Origin of the sequence: Streptosporangium brasiliense, from assembly GCF_030811595.1 — a bacterium.
GTDB classification, from domain to species: Bacteria; Actinomycetota; Actinomycetes; order Streptosporangiales; family Streptosporangiaceae; genus Streptosporangium; species Streptosporangium brasiliense.
Genome location: NZ_JAUSRB010000002.1, coordinates 6,020,949 through 6,035,278, shown reverse-complemented (window position 1 = coordinate 6,035,278; position 14,330 = coordinate 6,020,949). Strand labels below are relative to the sequence as shown.

At 71.4% G+C, this 14,330-nt stretch carries 14 protein-coding genes; 6 read left to right on the top strand and 8 right to left on the bottom strand.

Annotation, left to right across the window (positions count from 1 at the left end):
* Positions 1-225 precede the first annotated feature (225 nt).
* The 3 genes from J2S55_RS36005 to J2S55_RS35995 all read left to right on the top strand — a co-directional run bounded on the left by J2S55_RS36005 (position 226) and on the right by J2S55_RS35995 (position 3,108).
* Positions 226-1,689 (top strand): alpha/beta hydrolase, encoded by a 1,464-nt coding sequence (locus J2S55_RS36005; protein WP_306870232.1) that lies wholly within the window; start codon positions 226-228, stop codon positions 1,687-1,689.
* Positions 1,690-1,728: 39 nt separating this feature from the next.
* On the top strand, positions 1,729-1,866 hold the full coding sequence (locus tag J2S55_RS36000; protein ID WP_370879731.1) for a hypothetical protein: 138 nt from the start codon (positions 1,729-1,731) through the stop codon (positions 1,864-1,866).
* Between the two features lie 309 nt (positions 1,867-2,175).
* Complete coding sequence (locus J2S55_RS35995; RefSeq protein ID WP_306870230.1) at positions 2,176-3,108, top strand: nitroreductase/quinone reductase family protein; 933 nt, start codon at positions 2,176-2,178, stop codon at positions 3,106-3,108.
* Positions 3,109-3,455: 347 nt separating this feature from the next.
* Here J2S55_RS35995 and J2S55_RS35990 read toward each other — a convergent pair whose 3' ends face one another.
* The 6 genes from J2S55_RS35990 to J2S55_RS35965 are packed head-to-tail and all read right to left on the bottom strand — an operon-like array spanning position 3,456 to position 10,046.
* On the bottom strand, positions 3,456-4,388 hold the full coding sequence (locus tag J2S55_RS35990) for a S66 peptidase family protein (RefSeq protein WP_306870229.1): 933 nt from the start codon (positions 4,386-4,388) through the stop codon (positions 3,456-3,458).
* A 12-nt stretch (positions 4,389-4,400) separates the two neighbouring features.
* Positions 4,401-5,354, bottom strand: a complete 954-nt coding sequence (locus tag J2S55_RS35985; RefSeq protein WP_306870226.1) for an ABC transporter ATP-binding protein — start codon at positions 5,352-5,354, stop codon at positions 4,401-4,403.
* Positions 5,351-6,382, bottom strand: coding sequence for an ABC transporter ATP-binding protein (locus tag J2S55_RS35980; protein WP_306870222.1), 1,032 nt, complete (start codon positions 6,380-6,382; stop codon positions 5,351-5,353). Before J2S55_RS35980 ends, J2S55_RS35985 begins: the two co-directional genes overlap by 4 nt.
* Positions 6,379-7,278, bottom strand: a complete 900-nt coding sequence (locus J2S55_RS35975; protein WP_306870219.1) for an ABC transporter permease — start codon at positions 7,276-7,278, stop codon at positions 6,379-6,381. The genes J2S55_RS35980 and J2S55_RS35975 overlap by 4 nt, the downstream gene beginning before the upstream one ends.
* Before the next feature lie 25 nt (positions 7,279-7,303).
* Complete coding sequence (locus J2S55_RS35970) at positions 7,304-8,344, bottom strand: ABC transporter permease (RefSeq protein ID WP_306870217.1); 1,041 nt, start codon at positions 8,342-8,344, stop codon at positions 7,304-7,306.
* Complete coding sequence (locus J2S55_RS35965) at positions 8,337-10,046, bottom strand: ABC transporter substrate-binding protein (protein WP_306875708.1); 1,710 nt, start codon at positions 10,044-10,046, stop codon at positions 8,337-8,339. The genes J2S55_RS35970 and J2S55_RS35965 overlap by 8 nt, the downstream gene beginning before the upstream one ends.
* Between J2S55_RS35965 and J2S55_RS35960 the strand changes: the two genes are divergently transcribed.
* Positions 10,024-10,260, top strand: coding sequence for a hypothetical protein (locus J2S55_RS35960; protein WP_306870215.1), 237 nt, complete (start codon positions 10,024-10,026; stop codon positions 10,258-10,260). The genes J2S55_RS35965 and J2S55_RS35960 overlap by 23 nt on opposite strands.
* Positions 10,261-10,622: 362 nt before the next feature.
* Here the strand turns inward: J2S55_RS35960 and J2S55_RS35955 are convergent, their stop codons facing one another.
* Both J2S55_RS35955 and J2S55_RS35950 read right to left on the bottom strand, forming a co-directional pair.
* Positions 10,623-11,282, bottom strand: coding sequence for a LysE family translocator (locus tag J2S55_RS35955; protein ID WP_306870213.1), 660 nt, complete (start codon positions 11,280-11,282; stop codon positions 10,623-10,625).
* Positions 11,283-11,322: 40 nt separating this feature from the next.
* Complete coding sequence (locus J2S55_RS35950) at positions 11,323-12,306, bottom strand: helix-turn-helix transcriptional regulator (protein ID WP_306870210.1); 984 nt, start codon at positions 12,304-12,306, stop codon at positions 11,323-11,325.
* Between the two features lie 56 nt (positions 12,307-12,362).
* Between J2S55_RS35950 and J2S55_RS35945 the strand changes: the two genes are divergently transcribed.
* Together J2S55_RS35945 and J2S55_RS35940 are read left to right on the top strand one after the other, a co-directional pair.
* On the top strand, positions 12,363-13,121 hold the full coding sequence (locus tag J2S55_RS35945) for a DeoR/GlpR family DNA-binding transcription regulator (RefSeq protein WP_306870208.1): 759 nt from the start codon (positions 12,363-12,365) through the stop codon (positions 13,119-13,121).
* A 14-nt stretch (positions 13,122-13,135) separates the two neighbouring features.
* Positions 13,136-14,311 carry an MFS transporter gene (locus J2S55_RS35940; protein ID WP_306870205.1) on the top strand — a complete coding sequence of 392 codons (1,176 nt, stop codon included), beginning with the start codon at positions 13,136-13,138 and terminating at the stop codon, positions 14,309-14,311.
* The last annotated feature ends 19 nt before the right edge of the window (positions 14,312-14,330 follow it).

Below are 14,330 nucleotides of genomic sequence, written 5' to 3'. Positions count from 1 at the left end.
AGCGCGGCGGGGGCGCGGCCACCGCCGACCCGGTGGCGGCGGGGGCGGGCCACGAGAGTTTCGAGACAGAGATCGCCGCGTCGGGCACGGCGGCCCCGCCGACTGGTTGTCATGTCCGTTCCGTGACGAGGTCATGGGGCCTCGGTGACACGGTCTCTGGTCCGGAGATCCATGGTTCGGCAGAGTCGACGACACAGGCCGAACGATCACTGAAGAGGACCCCCGATGCGAAACCTTGCGAGACTGTCAGCCGTCGGAGCATCCACCGCCGTCCTCGCCGCAGGGCTCGTGGCCCCCGCGCAGGCGGCGGCCACCTCCTGGGGCGCCTGCCCCACAGGGCCCGGTGTCGACGCGCGGCAGGAATGCGCCACCCTTCAGGTCCCCATGGACTACCGGACGCCCGGCGGACCGACGATCTCGCTGGCGGTGTCGCGGATCAGGACCGCCAAGCCCGCGCTGCGCCGTGGCGTGCTGCTGATCATCCCCGGCGGGCCGGGCAGCCCGGGCCTGAACCGGCCCAGTGTCCAGGTCGAACGGCTGCCGCAGGACGTGCTCGACCGCTACGACATCGTCGGGTTCGACCCGCGCGGTGTGGGCCGGAGCTCGCCCGTTTCGTGCGGGTTGGAGACCCGGGATCTCTCGCTCACCAGGCTCAAGCCGTACCCCGGCGCCGACGGCGGCATCGCCGAGAACGTCGCCTGGTCGCGCAGGATCGCCGAGGCCTGCGCCCGCAACGGCGGGCCGCTCATCCGGCACATCAGCACCCGCAACGAGGCCAGGGACATCGACATGATCCGCCGGGCGCTGGGCGAGCAGAAGATCTCCTACTGGGGCGTCTCCTACGGCACCTACGTGGGCGCCGTCCACGCCACCATGTTCCCCGAGCGCACCGACCGGGCCGTCCTGGACAGCAACGACGACCCCGACCCGCGCCGGGTGGCGCGGCAGTGGCTGGCCAACTACGCCGTCGGCGTGGAAGACCGCTTCCCCGACTTCGCCACCTGGGCGGCGGCCCGTGACGGCGAGTACGGCCTCGGCGCCGACGCGGCGGCGGTCCGCCGCACCTTCCTCGAACTCGCGGCCGGACTGGACCGCGAGCCCCGGCCGTGGCCGGGCGCCGACGGCGAGGAACTGAGCGGCAACCTTCTGCGGGAGACCATGCTCAACGCGCTCTATTCCGACGCGAACTTCCCCATGCTGGCCGGGCTCATGCGGGCCGCCCTGACCTCGGGCGAACTGCCCCCGCCGAACACGCCGCCGGCGGCCGCCCTGCAGAACACCGCCGCCCACGCCGGCGCGACCATGTGCAACGACGTCGAGTGGCCGAGTTCGGTCGAGCGGCACCGGCGGCAGGTGGCGCGCGACCGGGCCGCCCACCCGCTGACCGCGGGTATGCCGGTCAACATGGGGCCGTGCGCCTTCTGGCCCTTCGAGCCCGCCGAGCGACCCGTGCGGGTCAGCTCGCACGGCCCGGCCAACGTGCTGCTCATCCAGAACCTGCGTGACCCGTCGACGCCGTACAGCGGCGCGCTGAAGATGCGCCAGGCGTTCGGGCAGCGGGCCCGTATGGTCAGCGTCGACTCAGGCGGCCACGGCGTCTACCTCGCCAACGGCAACGCCTGCGGCGACCAGGCCGTCACCGACTTCCTGACCACCGGGAACCTGCCGTCCCGCGACAAGGCCTGCTAGGGCCTGTCCCTGGTCGGGATCTAGACCTTCGGAGTCAGCGTGGAGCGTTGCATCAACAAGATCAAGGACTGGCGCGGCCTCGCAACCCGTTACGACAAGTCCTCCGCCGACTACCTCGCCGGGCTCCATCTACGTGGTTCCCTCATCTGGATCCGCAGCCTCCGGCCCACCGGGTGATCTCTAGGGGCTGACTCGAGATCGGGCCCGAATCCGGTCCACCGGCTCCCGGTCGCACCCGCCATGGTGACGTTGCTCGACAAGCGGGGACGGTGTTACGGTCTCACCGAGCCCCGTATGGGCCTACGCATGGAGGTATCGGCTACTCAGCCATTTCAGAGATCGGCACGTTCCGTCTCTCGCAGCTTGTCAATCCCTGTCCTGGGATTGCTGCGCCCATTTTCACTGCGTAGGCATGCGGGGTATTTCTGTGTCGATCTCCGGTGGCGTGGCCCTCCTTCGCGATCAATCGACACGGAAAGGCAGTGCATGAGCAAGGAACAGGCCGAGACCTGGGCGGGCTTCGACGTCAATGAGCTCCAGCGTCAGGTCATCGCCGAGTTTCGGGCGAACAACGGGAAGATGAGCGGCATGTTCGAGGGCTGGACGTTGGCCGTGCTGACGACCGTCGGAGCCAAGAGCGGCCTGCGACGGGAGAGCATCCTGGGATATCTTGAATTCGCCGGAAAAGGGATCATCGTCGCGTCCTCGAATGGCGCCGACAAGCACCCCGCGTGGTATCACAACATCCGCAAGAACCCGATCGTAACGGTCGAGACGGGTAGCGACACCTATCAGGCGATCGCCGCCATCCCGCCGGCCCAGGAGCGTGACAAGCTCTTCGACCGCGTGATCGCCGAGGCGCCGGGGTACGCCGACCACCAGGCCAGGACGGCCCGGGAGATCCCGGTCGTCGTACTGCACCGGATCGGCCCCAAGCCCGGCGAGGAGCGGGTCAAGGGCATGGGCGACTGGATCGTCGAGGTGCACGACTGGCTGCGCAAGGAGCTCGAGACGCTCCGCGCCCAGGCCGACCGGGCGATCGAGGGCGGCATGGACACGATCGAGCGGACGCCGCCGGACCTCGCCCAGCAGATGCGCACCCACTGCCTGAACTTCTGCGGGGCGCTGAAGAAGCATCACAGCGGCGAGGACACGGCCGTGTTCCCGATGCTGGCCAAGCAGTTCCCTGCACTCGCTCCGGCGCTGGCGCAGCTCGGCGAGGAGCACAAGGTGGTAGCGCGGCTGCAGGACGACATCCAGCAGCTCGTCGACAGCTTCGTACCCGGTGAAACCGACTCCGTGCAGCTGCGCGCCGACCTGGAGCGGCTGGCGGACCAGCTGGAGTCCCACTTCAGGTACGAGGAGGAGACGATCGTGACGGCGCTCAACGCCATGGCCCCAGCTCCCGAATTCGGCTGATCATCCACCAGCACCCCGGGCCGGCCCCTTCCTCGGCGCAGGGGTGATCGCTGCGCGCCGGGCCCGGCAGGAGCATGCCGCGGCTCGGAAATCCCGGTCCGGGTCGCCCTCGGGTCCGGGTCGCCCCCGACAGCAGACGTTGGGTTGTCCTCAAGCGGGAGTTGCCCAACCGCGCCTACCTGCGCCGACGCCGCATCGAACTTCCGGGTCCGGCTCGTTCTCCGGGACCGGCCGACCCGGGACGTCGAGCGCTTGACGGCGCGGGCCGCGGCGGCTGTTCGGCCACCTCGCCGACAAGGTCCCCGGGGACGCCGGGGTCCTTGTCGGTGCGTGATCCGCCACGGCCCTCAGGAGATGAGCACCGGCTCCAGGAAGCTCAGCCTGCCCGCCCCGGTGTCGAGCCGGGCCCTGACCCCGATCGGGTAGGTCTGCATCGAGATCCCGTGCCCGATGTCCGCCCCGGCGAGGACCGGCACCCCGAGGTCGCTCAGCCGCTCCACCAGCATCCGCTCCACGTCGCGCGGCTCGCCGCAGTTGGTGAAGGTGCCGAGCAGGATCCCGGCCACGCCGTCGCTGTAGGTGGCCCGGCGGAGCTGGGTGATGTAGCGGTCCATCCGGAACAGCTCCTCGTCCACGTCCTCCAGGAAGAGGATCGCGCCGCGGGCGGGCAGCGAGGTGTCGGTGCCGATCGAGGCGGCCAGCAGCGTGGCCGTGCCGCCCAGCGTGTGACCTTCCGCGATGCCGGGCACGACGGTCCTGGCGTCGGGGAAGACCAGCTCGGTCACCGTCTCCGGGTGGAACAGCAGCTTCATCAGCTCGTCGAAGTCGTACTCGCCCGGCCCTTCGTAGAAGCCGTCGCAGGCGACCATGGGACCGAACAGCGACGCCCAGCCGAGCTTGACCGCGATCGCCTCCAGCAGCGCGGTCACGTCGGAGTAGCCCACCACGACCTTCGGCCTGGCCGCGTCGATCTTCGACCAGTCGACCAGCTCCAGCGTGCGCTGCATGCCGTACCCGCCGCCGGCGCAGAAGACCGCGTCGAAGGCCGGGTCGCCGAGCGCCTTGGTCAGGTCGTCCGCCCGCAGGACGTCGTCGCCGGCCAGGTAGTCGTACTCGGTCCCGCCGACCCGCGAGGAGGCGAACACCTCGGGCTTGAGGCCGACCTGCTCCATCGCCACCAGGCCGCGGTCCAGGTTGGCCTGGTTGGGCGGGCTGCTGGCGGCGATGACGGCGACGCGGGCGCCGGGTCGCAGGGCGGGCGGGCGGAGGAAAGCGGTCATCGAAGAACTCCTTCAGTGGACGAGATGGCAGGCGGCGAGGCTGGAGGACGACGGGTCGCCGGTCAGGACGGGCAGGTCGCGGCTGTCGCACAGCGCGTCCTGCTCGGCCGCCCTGAGCGGGCACCTGGGGTGGAAGCGGCAGCCGTCGGGGACGGAGGTCGGGTCCGGCGGCTCGCCGGTGAGCAGCACGGGCGGCCCGCCCGAGTCGGGCAGCACCGACAGCAGCGCCCTGGTGTAGGGGTGCTTGGGGCGCAGCAGGACCTCCTCGACCGTGCCGGTCTCGACGATCCTGCCGAGGTACATGACCGCGACCCTGTCGGCGATGTTCCAGGCCAGGCCGAGGTCGTGGCTGACGACCAGCGCGGACAGGCCGAGCGAGTCCCGCAGCTCCAGGATCAGCTTGAGGATCTCGCCCCTGACCGAGGCGTCGAGCGAGGCCACCGGCTCGTCGGCGACGATGACCGAGGGTTCGAGCGCGAGCGCCCCCGCGATGACGACGCGCTGCTGCTGGCCGCCGGACATCTCGTGCGGGAAGCGCCCGGCGAACTCCGCGGGCGGCCGCAGTCCGGCCCTGGCCAGCGCGCCGTGCACCCGTTCGCCGAGCCGGTCGGTCAGGCCGTGCAGCCTGGGCCCTTCGGCGACGGCGTCGAAGACGTTCTGCCTGGGGTTGAGGGCGCCGCCCGGGTCCTGCAGGACGAGCTGGGTGCGGCGGCGGTAGGCCTTCAGCGCGGCGGCGGAGTAGCCGAGGGGCTCGCCGTCGCTCAGCACCTGGCCGCCGGTCGGCCTGACCAGCCCGACCAGGGTTCTGGCCAGCGTGGACTTGCCACATCCCGACTCGCCGACGAGCGCGACGATCTCGCCCTGCCGCACCTGGAGGTTCACCCCGTCGACGGCGCGCGCCGGCCGGGCGCCCCTGCGCGCCGGGTAGGTGACCGTCAGGTCGCGGACTTCGAGCACGGGTCTCATGCCCCGCTCCCTTCCAGCACGCGCAGGCACGCGGCCTCGCGCCGCGGGCCGCTCGGCCACAGCTCCACGGTCTCGGTACGGCAGGCCGCCACGGCCTCGGGGCAGCGTGGCTCGAAGGCGCAGCCGCTGCCCTCGTCGAGCCCGGCCAGCTCGGGCGGTGTGGGCGGGTCGCCGGGCAGCCCGGCGGGCGCGAGCCGCGAGGCCGGGTCGCCGATCGTCGGGAAGGCCCGGCCGAGCGCCCGCGTGTAGGGGTGCCGCGGCTCGGCGATGAGCTGCCTGGACGGGCCGATCTCAGCGATCTGTCCCGCGTACATGACGGCCAGCCGCTCGCACATGTGCGACAGCACCGACAGGTCGTGGCTGATCATGATGACGCCGATGCCCGACTCGCGGACCAGCTCGCCGAGCAGCTCCAGCACCTGCGCCTGGACCATGACGTCGAGCGCGGTGGTCGGCTCGTCGGCGATGATCAGGTCGGGGCGGCAGGCCAGCGACATCGCGATCATGATGCGCTGGCGCTGGCCGCCGGAGAACTCGTGCGGGTAGGAGCCGGCCCGCCGCGACGGCACGCCGACGCTGTCGAGCAGCTCGGCCGCCCGCTTGCGTGCCGCCTGCTGCCCGACCTTCTCGTGCAGCAGGATGGGCTCGCAGATCTGCTCGCCGATCGTGCGCACCGGGTTGAGCGCGCTCATCGCGCCCTGGAACACCACGGAGGCCGCCGACCAGCGCACCGCGCGCAGCCGCGCCCACCTGGCGGTCAGCAGGTCCTCCCCCTCGAACAGCACCTCGCCGCTCACCTGGGCGGAGGGGGCCAGCAGCCGCAGCAGGCCGAGCGCCATCGTGGACTTGCCCGAGCCCGACTCCCCCGCGACGCCGAGGGTCTGGCCGCGGTCGAGGGTGAAGCTCACGCCGCGTACGGCGGGCACGGCGCGCTCGCCGTTGCGGTAGGTCACCCGCAGGTCGCGCACGTCGAGCATCGGAGCCCCGCTCCGCCCCTCCGGCGCCCGGGTCTGCTCCCTCGCCGTCATCGGTCCACCATCCTCGGGTTGAGCACGTGCTCGACGGCACGGCCGACGAGCGTGAAGCCGAGCACGACGATGAGGATCGCGATGCCCGGCGGTAGCAGGTACCACCACGCGCCCGCGGTGACCGCGCCGCCCGCGAACGCCGCCTGGAGCATCGAACCCCAGGTCACGCTGGTCGGGTCGCCGAGGCCGAGGAAGGTCAGCGTGGCCTCCGACAGGATCGCCGAGGCGACGGTGAGCGTGCTGGAGACCAGGATCAGCGGCGTGACGTTGGGCAGCACGTGCCTGATCATGATCTGCGTGTTGCCCGCGCCCAGCACCTTGGCCCGCTCGATGAAGGGTCTCGCCTCGACGGCGAGCGTCTGGGCGCGCACGAGGCGGGCGGTCGCGGTCCACGAGGTGACCGCGATGGCGATCGTGATCGACGCCGCGCCCTGGCCGAGCACGGCCGACAGCGAGATGGCCAGCGGCAGGCTGGGCAGCGCGATGAACCAGTCGGTCACGTGCATCAGCGCCTGGCCGACCCGGCCCTGGTAGTGCCCGGCCAGCAGGCCGACCGCGCTGCCCAGGACCACGGTGAGCGCGGTGGCGATGATGCCGATGCTGAGCGACTCGCGTGCGCCCCAGATGACCAGCAGCAGGACCGAGCGGCCCGCCTGGTCGGTACCGAGGGGGTAGCCGGCGACGGGCGGCGACAGCTGCGGGCCGTCCACCTTGATCACGTTGAGCTGGTCGTCACCGATGAACAGCGGCGCGGCCAGGGCCAGCGCGCCGAAGGCGACGAGCAGGCCGAGCCCGGCCAGACCGGCGGGCCGCCTGGCGTAGGCGCGGCAGAAGCGGCCGAACGCGTGGTGGCGTGGGACCTCGACGGTGGCCGGGGCGTGCGTGACGGCGGTCATCGGCCACCGCCCGGGTGAAGGCGCTTCATTGGGCTCGCACTCTCGGGTCGAGGAAGCGGTAGACCACGTCCGCCAGGAGGTTCATGATGATCACACTCGCGCTGAAGACGATGAAGGTGCCCTGGAGCAGGGGCAGGTCGGGGATCTTGAGCGCCTCGTAGGTCAGGTAGCCGAGGCCGGGCCAGGAGTAGACGGCCTCGACCGTGATCGCGCCGCTGACCAGGATGCCGAGATGCATGAAGATCATCGTGACCGAGGGCAGCAGCGCGTTCGGCACCGCGTGGCGCCGCCGTACGGCGTCGTCGGTCAGGCCCTTGGCCCTGGCGGTCAGCAGGTAGGGACTGCCCATCTCGTCGATGATCGAGGTGCGCATCACCGTGACGTACTGGGCGAAGACCACCAGCACCATGGTCAGGCAGGGCAGCACCAGATGCCTGGCTACGTCGGCGACGTGGGTCCAGCCCTCCTGCGGCAGCGAGGGGTCGCTCATCCCTCCCGCGGGCAACAGGCTCGGGATCGGGCCGACACCCACGCTGAAGGTGACCAGCAGGATCATGCCGAGCCAGAACGTCGGCACCGACCACAGCGTGAGCGAGGTGCTGGAGGCGATCCGGTCGAACAGGCTGCCGTGCCGCCAGCCGCTGCGGACGCCCAGCCACAGGCCGAACGCGATCGACAGGACCGCGGCCGTGCCCATGAGGAGCAGGGTCGGCCCGAGCCGGTCGGCCACCAGCGACGAGACCGACTGCTGGAACTGCCAGGAGTAGCCGAGCTCTCCCTTGAGCGTGTTGCCGACGAAGGTGAGGAACCGCTCCCAGACCGGGTCGTCCAGGCCGAGCTGGACACGGATCTGGGCGAGCTGGGCCTCGCTCGTGGGGCGGCCCCTGGTCAGGGTGCGGACCGGGTCGGCCGGCATCAGGCTGAAGATCACGAAGCCGATGACCAGCGTGACGAAGAAGCTCACCAGGGCCGCGACCAGTTTCGAGCCCAGATAGGGCAGGAGATCCGACCGCTTGACCCCCCGCCCCTTGACCTTGGCCGGGCCCGGGGCGGTGAGGCTACTCACGGTCGCCCGCCCCCGAGCGGCGCTTGAGCACGATCCCGCCGCCGACGAGCGCGAGGAGCAGGACACCGCCGGCGATCCACAGCGTGCCGCCGCCGCCCTCCTCGGCCGAGGCGGCGGCCGGCTTCGCGGCGGGCGGCGCGGCCTTGAGGTAGCTCCAGAACGCGGTCTGCGCCGGGTACATGCCCTGCGCGTCCGGCTGCCCGGTGATCAGACCGCTCACGGTGTCGGTGCGGGCGACGTCGAGGGTGTTGGCGTAGAAGTGGATCTGGTCGACGTCGGCCTTGTACAGGATGGCCTGCATCTCGGCGACGATCTTGGCCCGCTCGTTCTGGTCGAACGTGGTGAGCTGCTTGTCGAACAGCTCGTCGTAGGCCTTGTCGCAGAAGAAGGCGTCGGTGTTGCCGCCGGTGCCGTCGTCCTTGGGCAGCGTGGCGCAGGTCTGGATGCCGAGCAGGTAGGTCGGGTCGGGGCCGGTGGTCCAGCCGTCCATCAGCAGGTCCCAGTCGCCCTTGGCCAGGTCGCTGTTGAGCGCGCTCATGCTCAGCGTCTGGATCTTGAGCTTGACGCCGATCGTCTCCAGCCAGCCCTTGAGGTAGGTGGAGATGCCCGCGTCGGCCGTGTCGTCGGAGTGGATGCCGAGGCGCAGCTCCAGCGGCCTGCCGCTCTTGGGGTCGACGCGGACGCCGTCGTCGCCCTTGGTGTAGCCGGCCTCGTCGAGGATCTTGGCGGCCTGGGCGAGGTCGAACGGTGTCTCCTGGCCCGCGTCCGGCTTCCAGCTCCACTGCGGCCAAGCCGGGGGCAGGTAGCCGGAGCCGGCCACACCCATGCCGTCGAGCACCTTGGCGACCAGCGTCTTCCTGTCGGTGGCCAGCGAGATCGCGCGGCGCAGCACCGGGTCGCCGAGCGCGGGATGGCCGGTGCCGATCTTCTTGCCGGTGCGGGTGCGGGCGTTGTGGTTGACCTCGACACCGGTCCAGCCGTTGCCGACCTCCTGGACGGTCAGCAGGCTCTTGTCCGTCTGCAGCGCCTTGAACTGGGTCGGGTTCACACCGTTGATGTAGTCCAGCTGGCCGCTGCGCAGCGCGGCGACGGCGGCGTCGGTCGACTTGAAGCTCTGCTGGATCATGTGGTCGAAGCCGGGCCGGCCCAGGATGAAGTCCTTGTTGGCGTCGAACTTCGCGTACTGCTCGGGCTTGTACTCCGTGAGCGTCCACGGGCCGTAGCCGACGACGGGGAAGGTGTCGTTCTTGACGTCCTTGAGGTTCTTGGCCTGCGGCTCCCAGATGTGCTTCGGCACGATCGGGATGCCGCTGATCGGGATGCTCGCGTAGATGACGTTGGCCTGCGGCGCCTTGGTCTTGATGACCAGCGTCGTGGCGTCGGTCGCGGTGACCGACTCGAAGTTGCTGACCAGCGAGCCGTTGGCGGTGCCCGCGACCGCGTCGGTCATGATCAGGTTGAGGGTCCAGGCGGCGTCCTCGGCCGTGATCGGCTTGCCGTCACTCCACTTCAGGCCGTCCCTGAGCTTGAAGGTCCAGGTGAGCTTGTCCTCTGACGGCGTCCACGACTCCGCCAGGTACGGACCCGGCTTGCCGTTCTCGTCCAGCGAGTTCAGCGTGGGGTAGATCGAGCCGAAGATGTCCAGCGCGCCGTTGAAGAAGGCGAGGAACGGGTTGAGCGTGTCGACGCCCGAGCCCGACATCTTCACCCGCAGCGTGGTCTCCTGCGGCGCGGACACGGCCGACCCGGCCGACGTGACGGATGCGACGGATGCGGCGGAAGCGGTGGATGCGGCGGCGAAGGTGGTGGCGCCGGCCACCAGTGAACCGCTCAGCGCGCAAGCGGCAAGGGCCAGCCTGCGCCGCGAGTTGCCTGTCCCCATTGATGTCTCCTGGTCGTTCAGCATGCGTGTGTGAACGAATGCTGACGACCGGTGGCCACGCCCCCAAGAACCGTGAACGCTTTACGACCTGAGCATCGAAAATCGTGATGCTCTCGCCATGCGCCTCCGCCGACCTCTACCTTGGGCCTGGGACGGATGCCGTTCTCCGATCGGCCGGACCCTTACCTGGCCCTTGCCTGGCCCTGGCCTTGGCCGCGCCGCCGGACGGGCCGGGTCGGGCGGAGGAGTACGATCTGGGACGCGGAGGAGAGGCCGGCTGTCTCCGGCGCCCCAGCGGCGGGCGACGCAACGGCGGACAGCGGGCAGCGCAACGGCGGGCGGTCCAGGCGGCAGGCGGCCGGGGTCAGCCCGCACCCCCGTCGTCGAACGGGAGCGTCATCGCGCCTCCACCGCCAGCCGCAGGCCGAAACCGATCAGCACCACACCGGAGATCACCTCCAGGCGGCGGCGCACGGCGGGGCGGCCGAGGACCAGCTTCGCGCGCGCCACCGCCCAGATGAACAGGCCGTACCAGACGGTGTCCACCAGCACCCAGACCACCGCGAGCAGGGCCAGCGTGAGCGGCACGTCCGCCCCTTCGGGGACGAACTGCGGCAGGAACGACATCGCGAACACCGCCGCCTTCGGATTGGCCATGCAGGTGGTGAGGCCCAGCAGGTAGGAGCGCCGCCAGCCCCGCGCGGGCTCTCCGGGCTCCGGTCCGGGCTCCGGTTGCTCCGGTACGGCTCCGCCCTCCCGCTGCCCCTCCCGCCCCTCTCGCCGGACCCGCCACAGCGACTGGGCGCCCATGGCGACCAGGAACAGCGCGCCGGCGACCCGCATGACGTCGTAGGCCACCTCCGAGGCGAGCACCAGCGCCGACAGGCCGAAGGCGGCGGCCAGCGCCCACAGCAGGATGCCGGTCTCGTTGCCGAGCGTGGCCGCCAGGCCCGGCCCCCGCCCGGCTCTCAGGGTCTGGCGCAGGATCACCGCGGTACTGGCACCGGGGATCATGGCGATCAGGAAGCAGGAGCCGATGAAGGCTATGAGGAACATGCCGTCATCATCGGCGGCATCCCGCGCCGTCGGCAATCGTTTAATCCCGGGGCGCGCCGTACAGCCCGGCGAGCTCGGCGACCGCGGTGGCCATCTGCTCGCGCACCTCGGGGGGGCCGAGGACCTCGATGTCGGCGCCCAGGCGCAGCAGCAGCCAGGAGACGTGCCTGACCGACTCGATCGGCAGGCGCACGACGACCCAGCCGTGCTCGTCGGGCGGGCCCGCCTCGGCCAGCGCGGCGTCGGCGATGTCGGCTCCGACGGTGTAGCGCAGCATGTCCTCGATGCCGGGCGCCACACGCACCAGCGCCTCGGCGGTGTGCATCCGGGCCCGGAACTCGGCCGCGTAGTGCTCCCAGTAGGCGGCCAGGTCGAAGTCGCCGGGCCGTTCGAAGCGGCCGTCGAGGATCTCGGCGGTGACGATCCGCGACACGCGGTAGGTGCGCGGCACTCCCCCGTCGGCGGCGGCCACCATGTACCACGACCCGCCCTTGAGGACCAGGCCGTAGGGGTGGGCCAGGCGCTCGACGTCGCGCGGCCCCCAGCGGCGATAGGTCATGCGCAGCGGCCGCTGGTCCCACACCGCCTCGGAGACATCACTGAGGAAGGGCGCCTCGTCGGAGCCGCGGTACCATCCCGGGACGTCGAGGTGGAAGCGCTCGCGCATCCGGGCGGCGTGGGAACGCGGCTCGGGGGGCAGCGCGGCGAGCAGTTTCAGCTCGGCGTTGGCGGCCACCTCCCCCAGCCCCAGCTCGGCGGCGGGGCCGGGCAGCCCGGCCAGGAACAGTGAGGAGGCCTCCTCGGCGGTCAGACCGTTGAGGCGGGTGCGGTAGCCGTCCAGCAGCCGGTATCCCCCGGCCGGGCCGCGGTCGGCGTAGACCGGGACCCCGGCCGACGACAGGGCCTCCACGTCCCGGTAGACCGTCCGGATGGAGACCTCCAGCTCCTGCGACAGCTCGGTGGCCGTCATGCGCCCCCGGGTCTGCAGGAGCAGCAGGAGCGACAGCAGACGACTCGCACGCATGACGTCATTGTTCCGCACGATTGCCAATGTCACATAAGTCATGTTCAATTGAACACATGGAAAGTGCTGATCGGATTCGAGCGATCATGTCCGCGCTGCGCGTCAGCGACACCGTGTCGGTGACGGAGCTGGCGGCCGAGCACGGGGTGTCGGAGATGACCATCCGCCGCGACCTCGACGAGCTGGCCCAGCAGGGCGTGGTGCGGCGGGTGCGCGGTGGCGCGGTGAGCCTGCTGCTACGCGGGGAGGAGCCCCCCTTCGGGGTGCGCGAGCGCGAGGCGGTGGAGGTCAAGCGGCGCATCGCCGCTGAGGTGGCCGCGCTGCTGGCCGACGGTGAGGCCGTGCTCCTGGACGGCGGCACCACCAATCTGGAGATCGCCCGGGCGCTCCGCGAGCGCCGGCTGACGGTCCTGCCGCTCTCCCTGCAGTCCGCCGGCGAGCTCGCCACGGCCCCGCGGATCCGCCTGGTGCTCCCGGGAGGGGAGGTCCGCCCCGGCGAGCTCAACTTCGTCGGCCCGCTGACCGAGAACGCCATCCGCTCCCTGCGCTTCGACACCGCGGTCATCGGCTGCTGCGGCCTGTCCGCCGCGCACGGCCTGACCGCCCACGACCTGTCCGACGTCGCCGTCAAGCAGGCGGCGATCGCCTCGGCCCGGCGCGTCGTCGTCGCCACCGACTCGGGCAAGTTCACCCGCACCGCCTTCGGCGCCGTCTGCCCCCTGGACCGCCTCGACATGGTGGTCACCGACGCCGCGCTCCCCCCGGCCGAACACGACGCCCTCACCGCCGCGGGCGTCATCGTCCGCACCGTCTGACTGGAGCCTCCCCCGTGCACGTCACCACTCTCGACCGCGGCGCGCTCGTCCGCGGCCGGGTCGCGGTCTGCCTGCTCTTCCTGCTCGCCGGCATGGCCGTCGGCACGTGGACGGCGCGGATCCCCGCCATCAAACAGCAACTGGAGCTGAGCGACGGCCGGCTCAGCCTCGCGCTGCTCGGCATCGCCGCCGGAGCGATAGCGGGCATGCAGGCGGTGGGCCGCCTGGTCGACCGCTACGGCAGCGTCAAGGTGATGCTGCCGATGGCCTTCGCGCAGAGCGTCGTGCTGATCCTGCCGGCCCACATGCCGGACCTCATCACCCTGACGATCTCACTGTTCGCCTTCGGCCTGGTGCACGGCACACTCGACGTGGCGATGAACGCCAACGCCGTCGAGGTCGAGCGCGCCATGGGCCGGCCCCTCATGTCGTCCTTCCACGCGGTGTTCAGCATCGGCGGGTTCGCCGGCGCGGCCGTCGGCGGGCTGCTCGCACACACCGGCCTCACCCCCGCGGCGACCTTCGCCGCCGCGGCCGCCGTCATCGCCGCCCTGGCGCTGTGGGCCTCCCGGTGGGCTCTCACGCCACCCGGGGAGCCCGCCGCGGAGGCCGTCGCCGGCGGCGCGCCGGCCGGCCGGGGCCGCGGCCTGCTGTTCCTGGGCGTGCTCGGGATCTGCTGCATGATCGGAGAGGGGGCGGCGGCGGACTGGAGCTCGGTCTACCTGCGCGACAACCTCGGCAGCTCGGCCGGGTTCGCCGCGGCGGCCTACGCCGCCTTCTCCGTCATGATGACCGCCGGCCGCCTCGCCGGAGACCGGCTGACCATGCTGCTGGGCCCGGTGACACTGGTGCGCGGCTGCGGCCTGCTGGCCGCCTCGGGGTTCGGCGCAGCCCTGTTGATCAACCATCCGGTGGCCGCGGTGATCGGGTTCGGCTGTTTCGGCGCGGGCCTGTCATGCATCGTCCCGCAGGTCTTCTCCGCCGCCGGGCGCCGCGATCCGGCCCGTGCCGGGCAGGCGCTGGCCCGGGTGGCAAGCCTGTCCTACGTGGGCTTCCTCAGCGGCCCGGTGCTGATCGGCGGCCTGGCCGAGCTGGTGGGCCTGCCACGCGCCCTGGCCGTCCCCGTGCTGCTGGCGGCCTTCGTGGCACTGGCGGCGTCCGCGCTCCGGCCCGAGCCCCTTACAAAGTAGATCAACTCAGCGGCGCGGG

Excerpts from the sequence above, each read along its gene's own strand:
- J2S55_RS35965 (WP_306875708.1), bottom strand. The coding sequence starts at position 10,046 with ATGTCGGGCTCGGGCGTCGACACGCTCAACCCGTTCCTCGCCTTCTTC.
- J2S55_RS35980 (WP_306870222.1), bottom strand. The coding sequence starts at position 6,382 with ATGACGGCGAGGGAGCAGACCCGGGCGCCGGAGGGGCGGAGCGGGGCT.
- J2S55_RS36005 (WP_306870232.1), top strand. The coding sequence starts at position 226 with ATGCGAAACCTTGCGAGACTGTCAGCCGTCGGAGCATCCACCGCCGTC.
- J2S55_RS35985 (WP_306870226.1), bottom strand. The coding sequence starts at position 5,354 with ATGAGACCCGTGCTCGAAGTCCGCGACCTGACGGTCACCTACCCGGCG.
- J2S55_RS35955 (WP_306870213.1), bottom strand. The coding sequence starts at position 11,282 with ATGTTCCTCATAGCCTTCATCGGCTCCTGCTTCCTGATCGCCATGATC.
- J2S55_RS35995 (WP_306870230.1), top strand. The coding sequence starts at position 2,176 with ATGAGCAAGGAACAGGCCGAGACCTGGGCGGGCTTCGACGTCAATGAG.
- J2S55_RS35990 (WP_306870229.1), bottom strand. The coding sequence starts at position 4,388 with ATGACCGCTTTCCTCCGCCCGCCCGCCCTGCGACCCGGCGCCCGCGTC.
- J2S55_RS35950 (WP_306870210.1), bottom strand. The coding sequence starts at position 12,306 with ATGCGTGCGAGTCGTCTGCTGTCGCTCCTGCTGCTCCTGCAGACCCGG.
- J2S55_RS35945 (WP_306870208.1), top strand. The coding sequence starts at position 12,363 with ATGGAAAGTGCTGATCGGATTCGAGCGATCATGTCCGCGCTGCGCGTC.
- J2S55_RS35975 (WP_306870219.1), bottom strand. The coding sequence starts at position 7,278 with ATGACCGCCGTCACGCACGCCCCGGCCACCGTCGAGGTCCCACGCCAC.